The following is a 21,981-nucleotide window of genomic DNA, read 5'->3' as shown; positions in this document are numbered from 1 at the left end:
TAATTAAACACACAAGTAGTAGAACAATGCTGAAGCAGGGTAGTCTTGATATTCCTATTTTAGAAAATCGGCAATTATCCTCTCTCGCAAAGGATAAATTGGGCTTTACAGGCAAAAATCATGATATTTGCAGTCATCCAGAATTAACGGACTCAGATAATTTTGAATATATCTGCTTAAATCTAGAAACCCTAAGATGTTTTGAAGTAGTCACCCAACAATACGCAGATGTTGGTGTAATATTTGAAAATTGCATTGCGATTCATCCTTCTAATCCCGCATTTCCTACAGCTTCCGGTAATATAGTTTTGTTAGCGGCACCGAATTGCGGATTAATTCAGGTCAATTTTTTGCAACCAGTCAAAATAGTCAAGGCTTTTGTGACCAGTTCCCAACGCTTAGAAATGTCAGCCTATAATCGCGATCGCCAACTTGTGGATCGGTCGATACTTGTGGGTGCGAATTTGGCCAACTCCAACTCATCGGTTCCCCCGAACATGCTAGTCCAAGTTCAAGCAGCAGAGATTCATGCTGTCACCTTTAGTGTGCTAAATGGGCAATTTACCGTTGATGATTTTAGTTTTTGTCGTTGATTTTCCCAAATTGATCCGATTATGACTTGCCAAAATCGGAATTTTCAGGCAAAAGCTATATATTATTAAACTGGATAAATTTGCTAGTTAAGTAGGTAAACACAGTGGCACAGGCTTCGTCATCGTGGCGACAAATTACTAAGTATATACCAAATTGGAAATTAAATACCTCTAAAGGTGGAGTAAAGAATCGTAGTTACCCCATCAAACTGCTCAAGCGTTTCCAAGGTCCGGGTGGTTCCCTGGGTCTAGTCACCTTCATTGTCGCAATGGGGGTATGGGATTGGAAACTGCTATTGGCTCTTGGTGTTGGTTTGGGGACAATGGTGTTTGCCTATTCACTCCAGGAATGGCAGTGGCAGAAATTTTGGCTGGAAATTCGTAAATTTATCTATAGCCCTAATCGTCGCATTTTAGTTGCTGTCCTCAGTGGTGGAATCGGTACGGTTAGCTGTTATGCTGGTGTTTCCACTTGGTTAGAATTAAATCATCATTGGGCTGCTACGGCGATGATTATTCAGGGATTGGCAAGTATTTTAATTTTAATCCTTTTGATTTGGCAACTGGCGAATACCTACGGTCGCGATGCGGATCATAAAGTTGATGAAATATTACAAAATTTAACTGCTTCAGACCCCCTCAAGCGTTTGGTAGCCATCCGTCAAGTGACAAAATTAGTCGAACGGATGCAGGTTGATGGGGATACCAGACAAACTATTATAGACTGCTTACATTTATTGCTCACCCAAGAAAGGGAAACCGTTGTTCGAGAGACCGCATTGACAAGCTTAGAAATCATTGCACCAGTTAGCGATTCCCCCAACTCACCCACACCCCTCAAACCTTTAAAAATACCCCACAAACAGCAAATTTCCCTTTAAATTGACCTGCCATATCCTGTATCCTGTCTTCTGTACTTCACATTTTTCCAGGAATCAGCTTGAGGATACGAATATCTCGATTCATTATCTGCTTAATGATAGTCGCGATCGCTCTCAATTTGAGTGGGTGTGATCGCTTTGTCACCAAGGGCGATCGCGTGGAGCGGGTTAGTGATGGTGATACGATTCGAGTCATCGATCAATCTGGTAATCGGGTGACAGTTCGTCTTGCTTGTATTGATGCACCCGAAATTCCCCACTCCCAAAAAGAACGCGATCGCCGAAATAGCAGCGACAAAAACCAATTTCAATGGGGAGCGAAAGCTCAAGCACGGTTAGAAGAACTTATCAAACAAGGAGGCGATCGCGTAATTCTGACTACAACCGATAATGACAAATATGGACGAAAAGTCGCTGAAGTTCGTCTCCCTAATGGCACTTTTGTTCAGCAGGTTTTACTCCAGGAAGGATTAGCCAAAGTCTACCGTCCCTACCTCAAAACATGTCCCAGTCGTGATATCCTCGAAACTAGCGAAGCCAAAGCCAAACAAGCTAAAAATGGTGTTTGGGGAGACTCCAAATTTGTTAATCCCTGGGAATGGCGTTTCCTGAATAAACAAAAATAGCTAGCAATCAGCTAGCTGCAATTTGGCTGTTGTATTTATCAGCATTTTTCCCAAATCCCTATCAATTGTAGGTGTCAAAATTATTTTGATAAGGAATGGAAAGTAGGAGGAAAAGCATTCCTTGACCTAACCCTTACCACCCACTTGTCAAAATCCAGCTTGACCTAGATTTCTCACAAATCCGTAAAACTTCCAAGGAGTAGGGGGTTGGAGTTAGGGACTAGAAAGAAAATTATGCCGTTACTCACTGCTTACTGTTTACTTGTGAGAAATGCAAGTTGACACAGGTTTTGCTGACGAAACTTTGACAAATCACTCATCAATCTAGAACCAGATATTTGGGGAATTTGCCAAAATTTACACCCGGTTGAGTTCCAACTCCGAAGTAAAATTATTGATTATTCTTCGTCCTCATCCTCATCTACATCTGCTTCATTCAGCTTCTTGTCGCTATCGACTTGAATTAAATGAATGTGCTTGTATCCCAACTTAATTTCAAACTCATCACCGGGTTCCAAACCCATCGCTTTTGTGTAGGTTGCACCAATCACAATTTGCCCATTCTGATGTACACTCACGCGATAGGTTGGTTCGCGTCCACGTCCATCTTTTGGTGTTTCCGGACTCAAAGGAACCCCCCTAGCTGACAACAACGCGTCATAAAAATCAGTCAAATTAACGCGCTCTTGACCACCTTTGGTTTTGGTGTAATATCCACATTGTCTAGCTCTTTCCCGACGTGGCAAATTGGAAAGTTCTTTTACTTTCGCCAACAGTGCTTTTCCTGTTAATGGCGCAGTTGCTGCTTCACTCATTATGCTCTCAGTATCCTTAACTTGCTCCAAATGTTAATAATTTTAGTTGCATTTAGTTACACCTACCACAGGAAGTTTACATACCTGTACAGAGTGCCTAAATCCCTTGCATCAATGATTTTATTCTGACCCAGAAAAATACCAGATTCACATTTATGATTTCCCTTAAAATAGAGAATCTTCCGGCTTTCCAGGGTTTGTTTGTAGTGGTTTGACTGCAATCAGAATCTTCATTCGCTTTTGGCAAATGAATCATTTTTTTATCCTTCAGGTGACGGTTCAACTCAGAGAACCCCATTCCCGATTGACGTACTCTAGCTCCATAAGATGCACAGAACATCTGTAAATCAATGTATTTTCAAATGTTAATGCACCGTCAAAGTTGTCTGAGATATTTTCGGGTTTCCCACATATCCAGACAATCTTATCTCAGGACAGATTTTTCCGCACTTGTTTGAGTATCAAGATATTTTATCCTGAGACTAAACACGCGTTTTCGCGTATTCTACTTTGGAAGAAACAACGCAGTCAATTCGCAGAACCACGATTGATTGGGATGTATGCTACTTCGTATTTTATATTAAATAGTAACATGAAATAATAATAGCAAAATAGTTGTTTAATTTTGAATTAAAATTGCTATAGATTTTTTCAGGAAATATCACACCCTCTGCGTTAGTATCCCAATCTGGATTGTCTAAAAATTTATTTTCTGGACTGAAAGCGTCAAATAGCTAGGTATGCCATCCTCCTAACTTATTTTTGCTCCGTTACGGCAGGAGGATACAAATTTAACAATTCTATATAATGTCATCTGATGATGTCGTCGATAGGAATCCAACACAGATTTTTTAATTTAGCTGACGGGATAAGGTAATAGGGAGTAGCCATCATGAACTGGGTACACTAGAATGCATGAAAATGATTTCTTCTCGCTTCCTACTCACTACTCACTTTCAACTCAGGGAGTAATAAGTAGAAAGGGTACTCTAGTTTTGTTTAATATTCAAATCTGAGTCCTGTAGCTGTAAATTATAGTCCCTTCTGGGGTAATTAAAGGTCTAGAATCAAGGCAAAAATAAATATGAGTCCCGCTTACCAGAGTTTGTCGGAGAAAAGTTTTTCCCGGATTTCTCACGAGTAGGTTATAAGTCTTGGGTGAAGGATTGATTTTCCTTCTACGGAATATCGCTACTCCCTACTCCCTGTAAGTTTTAGGAATTTGTGAGAAATGCAGGTTTTGACCCTCAGCTTTACCCTGCTCGATGTTTGAGCTAATTTCCGGTCATTCAAATTTTGAGCTATGGCTCTAATTAGACGTGAATACCCCTATATGTAAGTAATAGGTAAGTAAACTAGGATCGGGAATCATCAATTACTTTTTCACGGAGCTAGGACTTGGGTTTTGAACTGAAATCGTTGTGGGAACAGGTGATTGTGAGCAAAAAGCCGACTGACTGTAAACTGTCTTTAACTCGCGTTAATCTTGGAGAAAAAGTATGAAAATTAGGGGTTCATCTGTCAATTCATAAGTTGATGGTTATACTAAACATCAATCAACCATATTTAGAGCGAATCCCTAAAAATTTCAGGGATAGAAGGAAAATCAATGCCTTGTAGCGTTTTACTTTGGAATTGATACCTGACGGGGAGCTTGCGGGAGCAGGGGGAGAAAATATATCAAACTTTTAGTTAAATGGTATTGTCTAAGGTTTATAATTTACTTGCTTAAAATCCAGAAATCAAGTGGTACTCAAAAATTCAACATACATTCTTCAGAATCTCAGTCTTTCCTCGAACTAATTTTTCCTAGAGGTTAGGAATTACAGCAATAAGTTAGAGACTTGATGCTGCGTCAATCGTACAGGTGCTGACTTGTTAGTTGGCAGTATATATTTAATTTTGCTTAACTATTTTATGTCCATTGAGCAAATAGCGTGATTGATTTTATTTATAAGTATAATCAACAGTTTATTCGCTATTACTTGATGATTGATTGGGAATACTTATAACAGCCAGCAAAATCAAGGGTCATAACCCGGATTTCTCACAAACTCCTCAAACTTTCAGTGAGTAGGGAGCAGGGAGTAGGGAGTAGGAGGAAAATAAACCCACTACTCAAGGCTTATCACTCCCTTGTAAGAAATGCAGGATAAGTTGGGCTAATAACTGTCTTCAGTTTTTTAGGAGACAGGTTAATATGGGTGATTGGGAGATTTTGATTGTCAAGGTGGATTAAGGGACTTTTGTCTGTATGTTGATGATTTTTGCATGTAAACGAGAAAATCCCTAATTTCTGTTTCAACTAGTTTCCCATGTCGTTTGATTAACATCACTAAACAGGAATACGGTTATTTTCCCTTTTCTCATCACTATTCCCTAATCACTCAGTATCCAGCTAGGTGTACATCAATGGAAGTAAGATTTAAGATCATCAGACAGCAAACCGGTAAAACACCGAAAGCGCAAACTTACATTCTCGATATTGAACCGGGAAATACAATATTAGATTGTTTAAACCGGATAAAATGGGATTTAGATGGAACATTAAGTTTTCGGAAGAATTGTCGCAATACCATTTGTGGAAGTTGTGCCATGAGAATTAATGGTCGTTCTTCCCTTGCTTGTAAAGAAAATGTCGGTAACGAAATCAGTCAAGGTTTTGCGACCAAAAATCCCGATGGCGTACCAGAAATTACCGTTGCTCCCCTAGGTAATTTTCCGGTGATTAAGGATTTAATTGTTGACATGTCCAGCTTTTGGGACAACCTAGAATCCGTAGCACCCTACGTCAGTACCGCAGGTAGAAAAATACCAGAAAGGGAATTTTTGCAAACACCCGCAGAGCGATCGCAACTTGATCAAACTGGTAATTGTATTATGTGTGGTGCTTGTTATTCCGAATGCAATGCTCGTGAAGTTAACTCCAAATTTGTTGGTCCCCACGCTTTAGCAAAAGCCTATCGGATGATAGCAGATTCCCGCGACAATGACACTCAAAACCGATTAGAGCGGTATAATGACACAGAAAGTGGTGTTTGGGGCTGCACGCGCTGCTACTACTGCAACGAAGTCTGTCCAATGGGGGTAGACCCAATGGATCAAATCACCAAAATCAAGCAGGAAATTTTAGCCAAAAAAGACGCGAGTAGTAGTCGAACCATCCGTCACCGCAAGGTTATGATTGACTTGGTGAAAAAAGGAGGTTGGATCGATGAGCGTAAATTTGCACTCCGAGTTGTAGGTCATAACGGACGCGACCTCAAGGGTTTACTAGGTATTGCTCCTTTAGGTCTGAGAATGTTAACTAAGGGCAAATTCCCCCTTACCTTTGAACCATCCCAAGGTACTCAGCAAGTTGGAAAATTAATTACAAGAGTACAGAATGTAGAAGAGAAAGTACATCTAGAAACAAAGTGAGTGGTATCATCTGGGGTCTTGGGGGATATTCAACCTGTCTCCAGTGCGGTTATAAACCCAGATATCCCATTGTCCGTTAACGGTAGTTTCAAAAGCAATTCGTGTCCCATCAGCACTGATGGTGGGACTACGTACCTCCGTTGACAAATTTGCCGTGAGATTGCGTAGCTGACGGGTTTCGCGATCGAAGAGAAAAATATCCGAACGACCTTGACGGGAACCAGCAAAAACGATGTATTTACCATCACTTGATGCACTAGGATGGGAAGCGATGGTATCTAAAGAATTTAAACCCGGTAAATCGATTAAATTACGGGTAATTGTGTCGAACATATAGATATCTTGACTTCCCCTGCGATCGCTAGAAAAAACCACAAAGCGACCAGATATTTGGGGGTTTTGTTCCGAAGCACCACTATTTAAACTACGTCCACCGGGGTCAAACGGGTAACTCAGCAAGCGGGGATAACCAACACAACTACTTAAAAGACTGGATAATAATAGGAATAAAACGGGACTTTTCATAATTTCATAATTAGGAAGACAGGACATAGGAACCATCGGATGAAATGATTTTGGTTTTTACGAGCGTTACACAGCGATAAATACCAAAATCTGTCATATTGATGGGAACACCCACAAAATCCATAGACAATACAATATTGCGCTTATACCTGTTGTTATCCTATTTCTCATCGATCAGCTTCGAGTAATGGGTTAATTTTCCTACCACTGTTAACCAAGATGTTAGTTTGAGAGATTTGTGAGAAATCAGGGATATATCCATCTTTTTTCTGACATTCTAAAGCTGATGGGGTGACAATCTAGCTCAAAAGGCTGATGTTGCAAGGATTATAGAAGAGTTACGAGAAAAAAGATAAAAGTAAATTTAGAACCTTACCCTAAAATCCTTGCTGCGTCTTTGTTTATGTTTATCGGGATTTTCTTCACCCCTCAAGAGACTAAAGTAATCCAAAATTCAAATTTATAAGGACTTTCGTCACCTCTTAAGAGACCAAAGTAATCCAAAATCCAAAATCTAAAATCCAAAATCCCTTAATTACTGACCAACAGTAGCACCATTAGGTATATCCAATTCAATATTTGGTCCACGGTCAAGAACTTCGATATCCCATTGTCCACGGATAGTCGTTTCAAACACGATATATCTTCCATCAGGACTAATATGGGGATTGCGTAACCAACCCCGATAGGTAGGAGTAACAACCTGCGATCGCCCAATTGCACGGTCGTAAAGAGCAACTACAGGACGACCCTGGTCACTGGTAATATAGGCAATATAGCGACCGTTGAAGCTTAAACTGGGACTTTCGATAATAGTATTAGGTCGGTTCAGACCCGGAAGTTGAATGAATTCTTGAGTTTCTAAATCATACACCAGCAGTTGATGAGTTCCGTTACGGTTGGAAACAAACGCCAATAAACGTCCATTACCACTTAAAGCTGGTTGTTCTTCTGTGTAACGACTATTTAAGGATGTTGGACCAATGGGAATACTATTGCCACCACAACCAGCTAATAATATTGTCATGGCGATAAAAAATAGACTCCAGGAAATTTGTAGTCGGAGCCTAAACAAGGAGGTACTTAGTCTCACTTTATCTACATTTCAGAAAACCTGAAAAATTTTAACAATGACTTCACAATAAGGGAGAATAGAAGTAGAGGAAATAGGGAACAGAGGGGAAAATGGAACCAAACCACCTCCATCATCAAAACAGGGGTCTTCCGTCATAGTATAGACCGACACCCTTCCCCTGGGTCGTAAGGAAACAATCTCATAATCGCACCTAACCTAAGAGGATGTTTTAAAAGTTGATTTTAATGCTTAACAAGTTCGTTTCTTGGGAGTAGGAAGAGACGCGACATGTCGCGTCTGTAGAGGAATAGGGAGTAGTTTACAACGACAAATATATCGTTTGAGCCTATTGACTGCTATCAACAAGTAGCTGATAAAGTATTTATTAATACTTGACCAACATCCTCTAAGACCCAAATCTCCCGACTACATAACTTGCACACCAACTAGCGAAATCACGTAGACGCACAGCAGGAATTACGAATTACGTAGCTTGCTTCCCGCGTAGCGGGTATTACGAATTACAAATTCTCCCCTACTCCCAACATTCAAGTAATAGGCGTATCATCATCATATTTTCCGGGATTACCAAACTCCTGATCAACAGGTTCGATAGGTTTGTAATCCACATAATCAGTGGGGATAGCATCATCATCACTTTTGCTTGGTGATGGGGTATCACTAGAAGGACGACGACGACGGGGACGAGGACTTGGAGAATCATCTTCCACTCCATCACTAGGACGACTGGAATCGGTCGGTCTGCGTCGCGGGGGACGACTTTCTTGAACTCCACTGCTACCCCAGTCATCTTCGTTTTGAGGACGACTGGAACTATTCCAATCCTCATCATCGTATTTTTCGTAGGAGCGACTGCTAGGACGGGAACTTCCGCTGGTAGAGCTACTCCGACGACGGGGATATTCGCTGTTGTTTGTATCCCGTTCGGGACGGTCGCTTTTACGGGAACTGCGACGCGATCGCGTGGAGGTTTCATCGTCGTAACTGTAACTATCACGGCTATCACGACCGGAACGACTATCACGACTTGCGGGAATGCGTCGTCGAGGTTCATCGTAATCATCATCGTAATAGGGTAAAGGTTCCACCCCTACCACCTCCCGCTCTTCCCGATAACGGGAACTACGTCCACCATACTCATAATCGTCGCTCACAGGGCGATCGCGATCCACAATTGGTGTATTACGCTTGGCTTGTTCGGTGGCTATTCCCCGTAAGCGAATACTTTCAAAGGCAAAAAATACTGTAGAACCAACTAGTAACAACTGTCCAAATTGCAAAATCGGATCAAGTCGCCAACCTTGGAAAATCAAAATAAAACCACACAGCAATCCCACCGCAGCAAAAAAGATATCTTGGTCGCGGGATAATTCCGGTCTCACTGTACGCAGGAAATATAATGCTGCCCCAGCTATCGCGAGGAAAATACCTAAAATGCTGGCTGAGTTTGTACCAAAATTTACTTGAGCCAGAACACTGGCTGAGTTCAGCCCAAAAATAACCATGATTTCGTTTCCCAATATCAAAATCTATGTTAACGATTCAGAATAAAAATCTCTACTAATTAGGCGACACAATAGCAGTTAACCATAGCCTGCGGCAATACTAAAACTGAAAAATCAACTATTTCTTCCCGAAGTTGGAACAGCAAACTCCTAAAACTATCAGTGAGCTAGGGAGTCGTGAGTCGTGAGTAAGAGGTGGTAAGTGCGGGAGTAGGGAGAGAATTGAATCTTAACTGAAAATTTAAGCTTCAAAGCATTATGACCTGCTTTGAAGCCCCTAATTCAAAGCTAAACGCTTTTTTTAACTGGGATTGATGATGTCAGTCTTCAGGAAAATCTCCCCCAGCAGCCATCAAAAATCCCCGTCCCACTCCTAAGAGCGCTGAATTTTATCCGATTGGCTAATAAAAATAAGTGCAACCGTTGCGGGGATGACTACAATTACAGTTCCCCAAAAAAGGCTCCAAAGAAAGTTTGCTAAAGAAGGTGTCATTGTTTCAACCTAATTTTTGTTACACACATCATCCTAATTCTAAATGTTCTCCTACATCCTTGAGAAGGAAGATTTACCGGATTGGTAGATAAAGTATCTGCAAATCAGCCTTCACCACGGTTCAAAGGAGGATAGATAAAGTATTTGGCTCTCAGATTTGCGGTAAAATTTGAGTAAAATATTGTTACAAAGCTTAAAATATGGGAAAAGCCTAGTGGTATGTCTTAACCAACAATGATGGACATATTATTTTTCCCATTCAAACGGGGACAGGGTGACTGGACTGATTACACTTTTGGTTGGTTGACAGTTGACTGATAAAAGTTGACCTGCAAGTTTTAACCATATAAACCAAAAGCTCATTGGTGACAGTGTAAACCTGTATTTCTCACGAGTGAATGGTCAGCCTTGAGTGGGAGTGTAACTATTTTTTTATTCCCTACTCCTCACTCCCTATTCTAGCCCATCGAAATTAATGTGGTGGAGTACTAGTCTTCAACAACCCTACGCGTACCAGCTAATCCAAAATCCAAAATCTAAAATCCATGACATCCATTGAAATTACCAACATCAGTTTAGGAATAATTCTCGGAATCATGATGTTCCTATTCATTTTCCGCATCGTTCTAACTTGGTATCCCCAGGTAGAACTAAATAAGTTTCCAATTAACCTAGTCACCTTTCCCACAGAGCCATTTCTCGCACCGACACGCAAACTGATTCCACCAATGGGAGGAGTTGACATTACACCTATTATCTGGTTCGGGATTGTTAGCCTACTGCGGGAAATTTTACTCGGTCAGCAAGGTTTGTTAACAATGATGGGAAGGGTGTAAATCAAGACCTGCACTCCTCCCCATTTCCCGTTCCTAATCCCGACTCCTCAAACTATCCCCTAACTCCTGGACAAAATTGGTAGAAACTTGACCTTGGATAAATTGGGGGACTTCCATAATTTTTTGATGGAAGCCAATAGTGGTGGTGACTCCGGTGATGGCACACTCCCGTAAAGCTCTTTTCATTCGGGTGATGGCGGTGGAACGGTCAGGACCCCAGGCAATCAATTTGGCGATGAGGGAATCGTAGTAGGGGGGAATTTGGTAATCTGTGTAGACGTGGGAATCGATACGTACTCCTGGACCACCGGGGGGTAGATAACCACTGATTCTCCCTGGGGATGGACGAAAATTATGGTCGGGGTCTTCAGCGTTGATGCGACATTCGATGGCATGTCCCCGCAGTTGAATTTGGTCTTGGGTTAATTTTAAGCGATCGCCTTGGGCAATACGAATTTGTTCTACTAATAAATCTATCCCTGTCACCATTTCCGTAACTGGGTGTTCGACCTGAATACGGGTATTCATTTCCATAAAATAAAATTCCCCGGAGCGGTCTAGCAAAAACTCGATGGTACCCGCCCCTGTATAATTAATAAACTGGGCAGCTTTCACGGCTGCTTGTCCCATTTTTTGCCGCAATTCCTCATCCAATGCGGGACTAGGGGATTCCTCAATTAGCTTCTGATTCCGACGCTGGATAGAACAATCTCGCTCACCTAAATGGATCACATTGCCATAGTTATCTGCCAAAATTTGAAACTCAATATGACGGGGTTGCTCAATAAATTTTTCCAAGTAAACTCCCGGATTACCAAAGGCTGCACCAGCTTCTCCTTGAGCAGCTTGGAATAGCTTAACAAATTCGCTTTCATCCCGCACTAGACGCATCCCCCGACCACCACCACCCGCAGTCGCTTTAATCATCAGTGGATAACCAATTTTTTTCGCTAGTTGTAAACCTTCGGTTTCCGATTCAACCAAGCCATTACTTCCAGGAATTGTCGGTACTCCCGCACGCTGCATGGTTTCCTTCGCGGTGGATTTATCACCCATCAAGCGAATTGCTTCCGGTTGTGGACCAATAAAGGCAATTTGGTGGTCAGCACAAATTTCCGCAAATTTGGCATTTTCTGACAAAAATCCATAGCCAGGGTGGATAGCACTAGCATTTCGAGTTAATGCCGCAGAAATTATGTTGGGAATATTCAAATAACTTTTACCACTAGGTGCTTCTCCAATACATACGGCTTCATCCGCAAGTTGAACGTGAAGAGCATTGCGATCCACCGTCGAATGCACTGCTACCGTGGCTATTCCCATTTCCTCACAAGCTCGGAGAACGCGCAGCGCTATTTCTCCCCGATTGGCAATTAAAATTTTGTCAAACTTCATTTTCTAGCTTCAAACTTAAAATTATAGTTAATAATTCAGCTGTCAGGCGATCGCACTTGCGCTCTTCCCTGGGGAAAATCATCACAACCTGCGATCGCAATTGATTGTTTCTGCTTAGACCCAAAATCATAGAGAACTTAAGTACCAACCCAAGCAACTACTTAACCTCAAACATATCCCTTCGTTTTCGCTTTTCCCATATCCACATTACAGAACAACCACCTATTTTCTTAAATTCTGCAACCGAAAACAATTATTTCATTGCAAAATTTTGCGTTTTGCTTCTAGATATATCTAGCAGTTGTGATATAATATCCTAGTTGGACTAAATACAAATGTTCAATCCTTGCGGATGTGGCGGAATTGGTATACGCGCACGTTTGAGGGGCGTGTGCCTTTGGCTTGCGAGTTCGAGTCTCGCCATCCGCATTTCCCAACTCCATAATTCATGTGAAATTAAAGCGCGGTCTCGAATTTTCCCGATACCGCGCTTTTTACATCGGTCACTAGTAGTCGATTTATAACAGTTGCCTATTTCCCACACCCTCAAGATTATGCTTTTATAGAGATAAGTGAACTTTTGTAAAGAACTATATTTATCATCTACATCAAACCTCGCTTGAAAATAGGGAGCGGGGAGTAGGAAGTACAAATGAGCTATTTTCTTGTTTAGTCATGTCCAAATGACATGGGGGACTGACTTGCAAGAGAGTCGGGAGTCGGAAAACCACCTTCATGGGTTCTGGTGTAAGTAATACATGTAGGTTACTCCCCACTTCCAAAATCCAAAATTCAAAATCCAAAATTCACAATCCAAAATCCAAAATCGAATGACTGCTACTTTTATTCCCAGCAAAAACAAGACATCTCCAGTCGGGTGGTATCGCTTAAATCCAATTTGGCAAGGAGACGAAGAGGTAATTCAGCAAGGACTACCCCATACCCAACTTGCTCCTGCATGGCAATTATTACTGTTAGGAGACGGTTCCCCCACACGACATTTACAATTATTAACCGGTGAGCCAACGGAAGTAGACGTGATTGACATGTCTCCCATTGGTATGGATTTAGACCACGCACCCGACTTAATTCAAGCAGTACCCGGACCACGTTTGCGACGACAGGTGTGGTTGAGAACAGCTTCCGGACAAAGATTAGCCTATGCCACTTCCTGGTGGGAAGCTTCCCACGTAGATGAATATTTACAAAACCGCTCCTTACCAATATGGGCCAGTTTAGCGCGATTAAGGACGGAATTGTACCGTGATGTCCAAGGAATTTACTATGGGCGATCGCAATCCTTAGAAATCGGGTTTAATGTCTCCGGACCATTTTGGGGGAGACACTATTTATTTTGGCACCACGGACAACCATTAACATTAATTTATGAGGTTTTTTCCCCCTATCTCACCAAATATTTAGGACCAACACAGTAGAGACGACCCGTCGGGTCGTCTCTACCATCGTCGGGTCGTCTCTACCATCGTCGGGTCGTCTCTACCCCCTGTATTTCTGAAAATTTAATCCAAAATCCAAAATCCCCAGATGGATATTATCGACATTTTAACCACCGATTACCAACGCTTCCCTGTCAATCAAACCTATAGCATTTACGCAAAAGACGTTTACTTCCAAGACCCCATGAATAAATTTCGGGGAATTGAACGTTACCAAAAAATGATTCAATTCATCCAAACTTGGTTTTTAAATATCAAAATGGATTTACACAGCATCCATAAAGAAGATAACCGCATTAAAACCGAATGGACATTGCACTGGAATACCCCCCTCCCTTGGCAACCCAGAATATCTATTTCCGGCTGGAGTGATTTATTATTAAATGACGATGGATTGATTGTTTCCCACATTGATTATTGGCATACTTCCCGCTTTGATGTTCTCAAACAGCACTTTTTCCCCAGAAATAGTCAATAAATGCTTCATAATGTAAATATATGTAAATCAATCTCTCATCTTAGTTTAATATTAAAGAACCATCCATGCGCGTAATATTGATGACAGGGAAAGGCGGAGTTGGCAAGACCTCCGTTGCCGCAGCAACCGGATTGCGTTGTGCAGAAATGGGTTATCGTACATTGGTATTGAGTACCGACCCAGCACACTCCCTTGCTGACAGCTTTGATTTGGAATTGGGACACGAACCCCGCGAAGTTAAACCCAAACTTTGGGGTGCGGAGTTGGACGCATTGCTAGAGTTAGAGGCAAACTGGGGTAGTGTGAAGCGCTATATTACTCAGGTTCTGCAAGCGCGCGGTTTGGATGGAGTACAAGCCGAAGAATTGGCGGTTTTACCGGGTATGGATGAAATTTTCGGATTGGTGAGGATGAAACGTCATTATGATGAAGGAACCTATGACGTTTTGATTATCGACTCTGCACCGACGGGGACGGCTTTACGGTTGTTGAGTTTACCGGAAGTCAGTGGTTGGTATATGCGAAGGTTTTATAAGCCGTTCCAGAATATTTCGGTGGCTTTACGTCCTTTAGTGGAACCGATTTTTAAACCCATTGCAGGGTTTTCCCTTCCTGATAAGGAGGTGATGGATGCACCCTACGAGTTCTATGAGCAAATTGAAGCCTTAGAAAAGGTGTTAACTGATAATACCCAAACCTCGGTGCGATTGGTGGCTAATCCTGAAAAAATGGTAATTAAGGAATCTTTACGCGCCCATGCCTATTTAAGTTTATATAATGTGGCGACGGACATGGTGGTCGCCAACCGCATTATTCCCGAAGAAGTGCAAGATCCATTTTTCCAGACTTGGAAGGACAATCAAAAGCAGTATCGACAGGAAATTCACGATAATTTCCATCCCTTACCAGTCAAGGAAGTACCTTTATTTTCCGAGGAATTGTGTGGGTTAGCAGCTTTGGAACGGCTGAAAAACACCTTATATCCCGGTGATGAAGACCCTACCCAGGTCTATTACAAAGAAAACACAATTCGTGTCGTTCAAGAACAAAACCAATACAGCTTAGAGTTGTATTTACCAGGTATCCCCAAAAATCAAATCCAACTGAGTAAAAGTGGTGACGAGTTGAATGTGAGAATTGGTAATCATCGTCGTAACTTGGTATTACCCCAAGCTTTAGCTGCATTACAACCTGCGGGTGCAAAAATGGAGGATGATTATCTGAAAATTCGCTTTGCTGACACCAGTAATATATAGTTCAACACAGTCATCGCAAGGGTGTATTCCAGCTTTTATCGCTTGGTATCAAGAATAATCTTGTCATTGCATTTAAAGTACGACCTTCAGCAATCGATAGACTCGTTCTGAGTGATAAATTTTGCGATCGCTACTTTGCAATGGTAATGACAAAATATGTTTTTACACATTTGGGATGCTCCCCACCAGAGAGACGTAACATTGCTACGTCTCTTCTGTTGACTATAAAAACGAGCTTTTCAGATATTAAAATCGACTTTTAATACATCCTAATTATATAGCTTTGAAAACTGGCATATTCAGTATTGACAAAATGAAAATACAACAAAAAAATGACCGACTAAAATTGACAATCAAATTCAGCCACAATCAGCTTGAGGGAGTAGGAAAAAGTCCATATCATTTCATCAGTTTTTAATACCCTATAGCCAAGTTTTGTGTTTGCATTCCTATGTGTATTTTTTATCAGCATTAATCTCTATCCCTTGCTCTTCATTTGAACCTTTAAGTGCTAATTTACTTTGTCGGTAAGGATTTCTGGTATTTTGTGATTTCATTTGCTCCATCAAAATTATTGGCAATAAATCATACCAACTTTACAAAAATCAACAAAATGACTAAAAAAGTAATTTTATTTTCTGCAAAAAATAGGAAATAAAGATTTAAATAAGTAACTTAACTTGATAAGATAATACTTTCTAGCGGGTGCAAGTCAAGTTAATACATCTATTATTTTTGTGCATGAATACTTTGCGTTTGTACGATTTTTTACCTTCTGGCAATGGATATAAAATTCGTCTTTTACTGGCACAATTAGGAGTACCATTTGAACGAATTGAGTTAGATGTAACAAAGGGTGAAACACGCACAAGCGAGTTTTTGAGCAAAAATCCGAATGGAAAAATACCTTTGCTAGAAATTTCCCCTGGACAGTATTTAGCAGAATCGAATGCCATTTTAATTTATCTGAGCGAAGGTACGGAATTTTTGCCCTATGAACGTTTTGCCAGGGCACAGGTTTTTCAGTGGTTATTTTTTGAACAAAATAGTCACGAACCTTATATAGCTACACCCAGATTTTGGTTATCAATTCTGAAGCAAGGGGAAGAACATCAACAGGAAATAAATCAGCGTCAACAGATGGGGTATAAAGCCCTAGATGTGATGGAAAATCACTTACAAAACCGTGATTTTTTTGTCAATCAGCGTTATTCAATTGCCGATATTGCCCTATTTGCCTATACCCACGTAGCGAATGAGGGAGGATATGATTTGAGTCGATATTCAGCAATTAATAGATGGATTGAACAGGTTAAAAGTCAGCCGGGTCATATTAACATTCATGAAGTATAGAAATTGGCAATCAAACGATTTGGAATTTGAGATTTTGGATTCCTGGAATTTAGTAGGTATAAACTGCATTTGGAGCAAATTTGGAGATAGCTTTTTAATTTATATCTATTTCTACGACCTTTTGACGGGAGTGAAAACCAGATTTAATCCGAACTGACTTTTGGGGTATAGAAAACTTTTCGGCAAGAATTTCGATTAATTCAGCATTCGCTTTTCCATCTACAGGTGGAGATTTAAGGTAAATTACTAAATTACCTTGGTTATCTTCGACGATTTTGACTTGTTTAGAATTAGGTTTAACTTTGATGGTTAATTTTTGCATATATTATTATCTGCCAACCGAGTCTTTTCCTGATTACTTTCCATCATATTCACTCAGAAAATGCATAAAAAGCCCACCGTAGCGACGATGGGCAAAGAGAGGATTAAATCAAAGTTATGAGCTTGTTTTGATATTCCTATCATAGGCATAGATGAACACGATTAAAGTTTCAAAAGAACGGTTTGGGAATTTTGGAGTTTGTGTACGTATATTCACTTGTAAAACTGCTTGCAAAAAAATACAGGGAATGGGGAAAAGGGAGTAGTAATAATAACTATTTAGACACTTGTTGCTAAAGCTCAAGCTACACGTTCAGTTACATACAAACGTACTCCAAAGGAAGGTTACGCCTACATGGGGGACTAATACCGATTCCAAAAATGTTTGTCACAGAATCCATGATAAATATTGTAGGTATTGTAAGATGGGATATAGCCTCTTTCAAAAGATGTTTGGAAAGTGTCAAGAAGTACTTTATCAACCACTTCTAGGAGACAGGGAATAGGCTCAAACAGTATACTTGTTATTAGAAACTGTACAGACGGACATGTTGCGTCTCTCCCGACTCCCAAAAAAGAGCTTGTTAAGTATTAAAATCGACTTTTAAAACATTCTCTCAGACTCTCAGAGGAGCTGAACGCTAACGCGTCTCTACCAGCAAAATTCATCAGTCGTATTATTTTGTCCCAATTGGTATGTATACGGTGTCCCATCTCCTAGGGGATTTCGTTTAAATTTGATACAGATTATCTTCACTATATAAACCTTGCTGCCAATACTTATAAGCCGCATAGGCTAGGGTGACGACTCCGGTGATGATGGCGGATTCGTCCACTTCAAATTGGGGATGGTGTAGGGGGTGGTTAGGAGCTTGAGCAAGTCCGACACCAAGACGAAACATCGTTCCGGGAGCGTAATCTAGATAAACAGAAAAATCCTCTGCACCGAGGGATGGTTCGGGTAAAATTTGCACGCGATCGCTACCCCATGCTTCTTCGGCTGCTGCTTGTAAAATTTGTGTCAAATTGTAATCATTTTGGACACTGGGAACCCCTTGACGATAGTCAACTTGATATTTAGCTCCATAGGAATTGCAGGTATTAGCGACAATCGTTTCAATCCATTTCGGGAGTTGGGCACGGGTTTCCCGATGGAGCGATCGCACCGTTCCCCTTAATTCTACCTGATCGGCAATAATATTCGGCGCTCGTCCCCCTTGAATTTGCCCAATACTCAACACCACCGGACGCAAAGGGTTATGGGTTCGACTAATGGCCTGTTGTAAAGTGGTAATCACCTGGGAAGCAATCCAAATGGCATCAATCGCCTCATGGGGACGCGCTCCATGACCCGATTCGCCAAAAATCTTAATTTCCAACTCATCAGCAGCAGCTGTTAATGCTCCATACCGTAAACCAATCGAACCACCAGGAATGGAAGGAAACACATGCAAACCAAAAATTGCCGACACATCCTCCATCACCCCATCCTTAACCATCCAACTTGCACCCTGAGCAATTTCTTCTGCTGGTTGGAACAAAAAGCGCGTTTTCCCCGGTAAATTTCCAGCTAAATCCGCCAAAACCATCGCCACACCCAAACCAACCGTTGTATGTACATCATGGCCACAAGCGTGCATTACCCCCGGTATCCGGGAGGCAAAATCCAACTGGGTGCGCTCTTGAATCGGCAATGCATCCATATCCGCTCGAATCGCCAAAACCCTTTTGTCATCACCATTTCCCACTAACTCACCAACGACACCCGTTTTCCCCACCCCTTCAACCACATGTAACCCACTCGAAGACAAAACACCAGCAACAAAAGCCGCAGTTTGATATTCTTCCCCACTTAATTCCGGGTGGGAGTGTAAATGACGACGAATTTCAATCAAGCGGGGAGCAATTTTACTGGCTAAGTTTTTAATTTGGGTCAACATTGTGTTTTATCTATAGATTTTTAGACGTAATATAGTGCCTTTCTCCCATGATATTCATAAATCACCAGGGACGCAGGACATAGGATTATAAACGACCCGACGGATAGTCTCTATTTTCCAGCGACCTGTGATAATATAGGAGACTGCTGCATATTATCAGGAAAATTAGATTTGTCATGGCTTTGAAGCAACAGGAAAAACAGGAAATCATGTCCAAGTATCAAGTTCACGAAACTGATACAGGGTCAGCCGATGTGCAAGTAGCAATGTTAACCGAGCGCATTAACCGCCTCAGCGAACACTTGAAGACGAATAAAAAAGATTACTCTTCCCGTCGTGGACTATTGAAAATAATTGGTCAACGGAAGCGCCTTTTGGCTTATATTCAAAAGTATGACCAGCCACGTTACAAAGATTTGATTACCCGTCTAGGTATTCGTGGATAAATAGAGTTATAGATATTGCTTATGTCCACAGAACCCGAAGCAAATCCCATTCCTTTTGAGCCGAAAACAAAGCGTCAAAAAACAACTACGAAAAAGTCCCAAACTCCCGTAGTCAAAGAAAAGCCCACCCAAACGCACGGTCAAAAGCCACCGTTTAACAAAAAAGACATGGCAATCCCCGAAGTCATTAGCCAACGCATGATTAAACGCGTTGCCTTCTTTAGCGGAACGCCGACCATACTAGGTATTAGTACTTTAATTATTAGTTATTTACTGATTACCTTTGCCCATATCACCCTTCCCCCCATCGCTGTATTACTGGTGAATATGGGATTTTTTGGTTTGGGTGTATTGGGTATTACCTATGGTGTCCTCTCCGCCTCATGGGATGAAAATAGAACTGGTACCCTAATTGGTTGGAACGAGTTTACGACCAACTTTGGACGGATGGTGACAGTTTGGCGAGAAACCCGCAAAAATAAAGCTAATCCTTCCTCCTAGTAGTCTTTAGAGTCAACTTTGATGGGTAAGAAAAAAGGTATGTAGTTGCGTTCATAGCGCTCTACAACTGAAGCTTTGTTGGGGCTAGGACACTACTACAAACACCGTGTTTTCGGTTGCTAGAGTTCTAGAAAAAAGATTGAACTAGAGTTAGTAGGAATGGGCGAAGCATCTCTATAAATTGGTAAACTAATGCAATAATCCCAATTTTCTCGGTATCTGCTGGAATAATTCTAAAGGCGTGGTCTTGTGCTGCGTCTTTAGCTAGTTCTCACCAGCAAATTTTGCCGAAAAAGTTTTTTATGTCTTCAAACCAAGATATATAGATAATCCGGAAACCAATAAAGATTATAATAATACCAATTTTCTCAATTAACAGCACTTGTTCACAGATGCCTATCAACAATTATTCCCTGCCAATACTGAAAACATAATGGATACATAAGTCTTAATCAAATAAATAAAACTGCGTTACTTTCTCCAATCGTTCCTCAATCAGGTAAAATCTCGGATGGTATAAGTTCTAATCAGAATTTCAAGTATAAACTCTATACTTCTGCCAGCACAAACCTAGATATAGTATTTTTCAGATAGACAAAGCACATTTAGATTTTGAATTTTAATAATTCTTGAACATCAAAACATACAGATTAAAATTTTGCCTCACTGAACCGAGAAATATTACACAGTCAATGGTAAGAGTTTCTTAAGCCGGGAATCAAAATACAAAGAATCACAAATTAGCAGCTTAAGAACACCGAAGACGGATTAAATTTCCACAACACGTTCCACTCACACTTAACACAGGGGATTTACGTATGATTATTGTCATGAAAGCAGGTTCTCCAGAAATAGAGATTGAACGGATAAATGCCGAACTCTCTACATGGGGACTCAATCCAGAAAAAATTGTCGGTAAACACAAGGTGGTCATCGGTCTCGTTGGGGAAACAGTCGATTTAGACCCTTTACAAATTCAAGAAGTCAGTCCTTGGATTGAAGAAGTTTTACGGGTAGAAAAACCCTACAAGCGTGCAAGTCGCGAATATCGCCACGGTGAAGCTTCTGAAGTAGTCGTTAGTACACCTGATGGTCCTGTCACCATTAGTGAACATCATCCCGTTGCAGTGGTAGCAGGTCCCTGTTCGGTTGAAAATGAAGAGATGATTGTGGAAACTGCGCTCCGTGTCAAAGCCGCAGGAGCCAAATTTCTGCGGGGTGGAGCCTACAAACCTAGGACTTCACCCTATGCCTTCCAAGGACATGGGGAAAGTGCCTTAGATTTATTAGCCGCAGCACGGGAGAAAAGTGGACTCGGTATTATTACTGAGGTGATGGACGCATCAGATTTAGAGCGGATTGTAGAAGTTGCGGATGTGGTGCAAGTTGGCGCTCGTAACATGCAAAACTTTTCCCTCCTGAAAAAGGTGGGAGCGCAGCCAAAGCCAGTATTATTAAAGCGGGGTATGGCCGCCACCATTGAAGATTGGTTGATGGCAGCAGAGTATATTCTCGCTGCGGGAAATCCGAATGTGATTTTGTGTGAGCGAGGAATTCGTAGCTTCGATCGTCAATTTACTCGCAATTTACTTGACATTTCCGTGGTTCCCGTGCTAAGACAATTAACCCACCTGCCAATCATGATTGATCCCAGTCATGGTACAGGTTGGGCTAGCTATGTACCTTCGATGGCGATGGCTTCAATTGCCGCAGGTTGCGACTCGTTGATGATTGAAGTGCATCCAAATCCGAAAAAAGCCCTATCGGATGGACCTCAATCCTTGACACCTGATGCCTTTGATCAGTTAATGAAGGAATTGGCGGTGATAGGTAAAACTGTTGGACGTTGGGAGTTACCTGTTGCAGCAGTTGTGTAGGTTTAGTTAGGGTAGCGCAGCGCTAGCTGTAAAAGTCTTTTAGTAGGGGTAGGGATTACAGACGCGATATATCGCGTCTTTACTATTTTCAGTAAGCTTGCTACGTGAGATATTACTTCCCCCTTCCCACCCTACGGGAAGCAAGCTACGTAATCACCCAGTGGCCT

Annotated in this window: 21 protein-coding genes and 1 tRNA gene; 13 read left to right on the top strand and 9 right to left on the bottom strand. The window is 41.4% G+C overall.

The annotated features are described in order from the left end of the window. Positions 1–26: 26 nt before the first annotated feature. The 3 genes from CDC37_RS05845 to CDC37_RS05835 all read left to right on the top strand — a co-directional run bounded on the left by CDC37_RS05845 (position 27) and on the right by CDC37_RS05835 (position 2,100). Positions 27–593, top strand: coding sequence for a hypothetical protein (locus CDC37_RS05845; RefSeq protein ID WP_096620912.1), 567 nt, complete (start codon positions 27–29; stop codon positions 591–593). 104 nt (positions 594–697) lie between these two features. Further along, a complete protein-coding gene (locus CDC37_RS05840) occupies positions 698–1,474 on the top strand; it encodes an armadillo-type fold-containing protein (RefSeq protein WP_096620911.1) in 777 nt (258 codons plus the stop codon). A gap of 95 nt (positions 1,475–1,569) precedes the next feature. Then, complete coding sequence (locus CDC37_RS05835; RefSeq protein WP_096620910.1) at positions 1,570–2,100, top strand: thermonuclease family protein; 531 nt, start codon at positions 1,570–1,572, stop codon at positions 2,098–2,100. 398 nt (positions 2,101–2,498) lie between these two features. On the opposite strand, the gene CDC37_RS05830 is transcribed toward CDC37_RS05835, so the two are convergent. Then, positions 2,499–2,915 (bottom strand): AbrB family transcriptional regulator, encoded by a 417-nt coding sequence (locus CDC37_RS05830; protein WP_096620909.1) that lies wholly within the window; start codon positions 2,913–2,915, stop codon positions 2,499–2,501. 2,412 nt (positions 2,916–5,327) lie between these two features. Here CDC37_RS05830 and CDC37_RS05820 point away from each other — a divergent pair. Next, positions 5,328–6,335, top strand: a complete 1,008-nt coding sequence (locus CDC37_RS05820; RefSeq protein ID WP_096620907.1) for a succinate dehydrogenase/fumarate reductase iron-sulfur subunit — start codon at positions 5,328–5,330, stop codon at positions 6,333–6,335. A gap of 6 nt (positions 6,336–6,341) precedes the next feature. On the opposite strand, the gene CDC37_RS05815 is transcribed toward CDC37_RS05820, so the two are convergent. The 4 genes from CDC37_RS05815 to psbX form a co-directional block, all read right to left on the bottom strand. Continuing rightward, positions 6,342–6,860, bottom strand: a complete 519-nt coding sequence (locus tag CDC37_RS05815) for a TolB family protein (RefSeq protein WP_096625946.1) — start codon at positions 6,858–6,860, stop codon at positions 6,342–6,344. A 535-nt stretch (positions 6,861–7,395) separates the two neighbouring features. After that, a complete protein-coding gene (locus CDC37_RS05810; RefSeq protein WP_172892760.1) occupies positions 7,396–7,953 on the bottom strand; it encodes a TolB family protein in 558 nt (185 codons plus the stop codon). A 530-nt stretch (positions 7,954–8,483) separates the two neighbouring features. After that, positions 8,484–9,461 carry a Ycf66 family protein gene (locus CDC37_RS05805; RefSeq protein ID WP_096620905.1) on the bottom strand — a complete coding sequence of 326 codons (978 nt, stop codon included), beginning with the start codon at positions 9,459–9,461 and terminating at the stop codon, positions 8,484–8,486. Positions 9,462–9,834: 373 nt separating this feature from the next. Further along, the gene (gene psbX, locus CDC37_RS05800; protein WP_096620904.1) at positions 9,835–9,954 is read right to left on the bottom strand and encodes a photosystem II reaction center X protein; all 120 of its coding nucleotides are present in this window, start codon (positions 9,952–9,954) and stop codon (positions 9,835–9,837) included. 545 nt (positions 9,955–10,499) lie between these two features. Between psbX and CDC37_RS05795 the strand changes: the two genes are divergently transcribed. Beyond that, positions 10,500–10,790 carry a YggT family protein gene (locus CDC37_RS05795; RefSeq protein ID WP_096620903.1) on the top strand — a complete coding sequence of 97 codons (291 nt, stop codon included), beginning with the start codon at positions 10,500–10,502 and terminating at the stop codon, positions 10,788–10,790. A gap of 33 nt (positions 10,791–10,823) precedes the next feature. Here CDC37_RS05795 and accC read toward each other — a convergent pair whose 3' ends face one another. Continuing rightward, positions 10,824–12,185, bottom strand: coding sequence for an acetyl-CoA carboxylase biotin carboxylase subunit (accC, locus tag CDC37_RS05790; protein ID WP_096620902.1), 1,362 nt, complete (start codon positions 12,183–12,185; stop codon positions 10,824–10,826). Beyond that, positions 12,175–12,315: a hypothetical protein gene (locus CDC37_RS24050; RefSeq protein ID WP_157780664.1), complete on the bottom strand. Its 141-nt coding sequence runs from the start codon at positions 12,313–12,315 to the stop codon at positions 12,175–12,177. Before CDC37_RS24050 ends, accC begins: the two co-directional genes overlap by 11 nt. A gap of 218 nt (positions 12,316–12,533) precedes the next feature. Between CDC37_RS24050 and CDC37_RS05785 the strand changes: the two genes are divergently transcribed. The 5 genes from CDC37_RS05785 (at position 12,534) to CDC37_RS05765 (ending at position 16,729) form a co-directional block, all read left to right on the top strand. After that, positions 12,534–12,614 (top strand) — tRNA-Leu (locus CDC37_RS05785). 401 nt (positions 12,615–13,015) lie between these two features. Next, positions 13,016–13,621, top strand: a complete 606-nt coding sequence (locus CDC37_RS05780; protein ID WP_096620901.1) for a chorismate lyase — start codon at positions 13,016–13,018, stop codon at positions 13,619–13,621. 109 nt (positions 13,622–13,730) lie between these two features. Continuing rightward, the gene (locus CDC37_RS05775; RefSeq protein WP_096620900.1) at positions 13,731–14,120 is read left to right on the top strand and encodes a DUF2358 domain-containing protein; all 390 of its coding nucleotides are present in this window, start codon (positions 13,731–13,733) and stop codon (positions 14,118–14,120) included. Positions 14,121–14,185: 65 nt separating this feature from the next. Beyond that, positions 14,186–15,376 carry a TRC40/GET3/ArsA family transport-energizing ATPase gene (locus tag CDC37_RS05770; protein WP_096620899.1) on the top strand — a complete coding sequence of 397 codons (1,191 nt, stop codon included), beginning with the start codon at positions 14,186–14,188 and terminating at the stop codon, positions 15,374–15,376. Between the two features lie 741 nt (positions 15,377–16,117). After that, positions 16,118–16,729 (top strand): glutathione S-transferase family protein, encoded by a 612-nt coding sequence (locus CDC37_RS05765; RefSeq protein ID WP_096620898.1) that lies wholly within the window; start codon positions 16,118–16,120, stop codon positions 16,727–16,729. A 94-nt stretch (positions 16,730–16,823) separates the two neighbouring features. Here the strand turns inward: CDC37_RS05765 and CDC37_RS05760 are convergent, their stop codons facing one another. After that, entirely contained in the window at positions 16,824–17,051 is a 228-nt protein-coding gene (locus CDC37_RS05760) for a DUF167 domain-containing protein (protein WP_096620897.1), read from the bottom strand. 730 nt (positions 17,052–17,781) lie between these two features. Next, on the bottom strand, positions 17,782–18,990 hold the full coding sequence (locus CDC37_RS05755) for a M20 family metallopeptidase (RefSeq protein WP_096620896.1): 1,209 nt from the start codon (positions 18,988–18,990) through the stop codon (positions 17,782–17,784). Between the two features lie 176 nt (positions 18,991–19,166). Here CDC37_RS05755 and rpsO point away from each other — a divergent pair, with 176 nt between their 5' ends. From rpsO to aroF, 3 genes are all read left to right on the top strand, one after another. Next, positions 19,167–19,436 (top strand): 30S ribosomal protein S15, encoded by a 270-nt coding sequence (gene rpsO, locus CDC37_RS05750; protein WP_096620895.1) that lies wholly within the window; start codon positions 19,167–19,169, stop codon positions 19,434–19,436. 21 nt (positions 19,437–19,457) lie between these two features. Then, entirely contained in the window at positions 19,458–19,937 is a 480-nt protein-coding gene (locus CDC37_RS05745; RefSeq protein WP_096620894.1) for a PAM68 family protein, read from the top strand. A gap of 818 nt (positions 19,938–20,755) precedes the next feature. Then, on the top strand, positions 20,756–21,814 hold the full coding sequence (gene aroF, locus CDC37_RS05740; protein WP_096620893.1) for a 3-deoxy-7-phosphoheptulonate synthase: 1,059 nt from the start codon (positions 20,756–20,758) through the stop codon (positions 21,812–21,814). The last annotated feature ends 167 nt before the right edge of the window (positions 21,815–21,981 follow it).

Source organism: Calothrix sp. NIES-3974 (assembly GCF_002368395.1).
In the GTDB taxonomy this organism is placed as follows: Bacteria; Cyanobacteriota; Cyanobacteriia; order Cyanobacteriales; family Nostocaceae; genus NIES-3974.
This window is presented reverse-complemented; position numbering and strand designations above follow the sequence as displayed.

Bases quoted from the DNA above. Each gene is read 5' to 3' on its own strand.
- CDC37_RS05795 (WP_096620903.1), top strand. From the start codon at position 10,500: ATGACATCCATTGAAATTACCAACATCAGTTTAGGAATAATTCTCGGA.
- CDC37_RS05805 (WP_096620905.1), bottom strand. From the start codon at position 9,461: ATGGTTATTTTTGGGCTGAACTCAGCCAGTGTTCTGGCTCAAGTAAAT.
- CDC37_RS05765 (WP_096620898.1), top strand. From the start codon at position 16,118: ATGAATACTTTGCGTTTGTACGATTTTTTACCTTCTGGCAATGGATAT.
- CDC37_RS05770 (WP_096620899.1), top strand. From the start codon at position 14,186: ATGCGCGTAATATTGATGACAGGGAAAGGCGGAGTTGGCAAGACCTCC.
- CDC37_RS05845 (WP_096620912.1), top strand. From the start codon at position 27: ATGCTGAAGCAGGGTAGTCTTGATATTCCTATTTTAGAAAATCGGCAA.
- psbX (WP_096620904.1), bottom strand. From the start codon at position 9,954: ATGACACCTTCTTTAGCAAACTTTCTTTGGAGCCTTTTTTGGGGAACT.
- CDC37_RS05815 (WP_096625946.1), bottom strand. From the start codon at position 6,860: ATGAAAAGTCCCGTTTTATTCCTATTATTATCCAGTCTTTTAAGTAGT.
- aroF (WP_096620893.1), top strand. From the start codon at position 20,756: ATGATTATTGTCATGAAAGCAGGTTCTCCAGAAATAGAGATTGAACGG.
- CDC37_RS05775 (WP_096620900.1), top strand. From the start codon at position 13,731: ATGGATATTATCGACATTTTAACCACCGATTACCAACGCTTCCCTGTC.
- CDC37_RS05820 (WP_096620907.1), top strand. From the start codon at position 5,328: ATGGAAGTAAGATTTAAGATCATCAGACAGCAAACCGGTAAAACACCG.
- CDC37_RS05780 (WP_096620901.1), top strand. From the start codon at position 13,016: ATGACTGCTACTTTTATTCCCAGCAAAAACAAGACATCTCCAGTCGGG.
- accC (WP_096620902.1), bottom strand. From the start codon at position 12,185: ATGAAGTTTGACAAAATTTTAATTGCCAATCGGGGAGAAATAGCGCTG.
- CDC37_RS05755 (WP_096620896.1), bottom strand. From the start codon at position 18,990: ATGTTGACCCAAATTAAAAACTTAGCCAGTAAAATTGCTCCCCGCTTG.
- CDC37_RS05760 (WP_096620897.1), bottom strand. From the start codon at position 17,051: ATGCAAAAATTAACCATCAAAGTTAAACCTAATTCTAAACAAGTCAAA.
- rpsO (WP_096620895.1), top strand. From the start codon at position 19,167: ATGGCTTTGAAGCAACAGGAAAAACAGGAAATCATGTCCAAGTATCAA.
- CDC37_RS05745 (WP_096620894.1), top strand. From the start codon at position 19,458: ATGTCCACAGAACCCGAAGCAAATCCCATTCCTTTTGAGCCGAAAACA.
- CDC37_RS05835 (WP_096620910.1), top strand. From the start codon at position 1,570: ATGATAGTCGCGATCGCTCTCAATTTGAGTGGGTGTGATCGCTTTGTC.
- CDC37_RS05830 (WP_096620909.1), bottom strand. From the start codon at position 2,915: ATGAGTGAAGCAGCAACTGCGCCATTAACAGGAAAAGCACTGTTGGCG.
- CDC37_RS24050 (WP_157780664.1), bottom strand. From the start codon at position 12,315: ATGATTTTGGGTCTAAGCAGAAACAATCAATTGCGATCGCAGGTTGTG.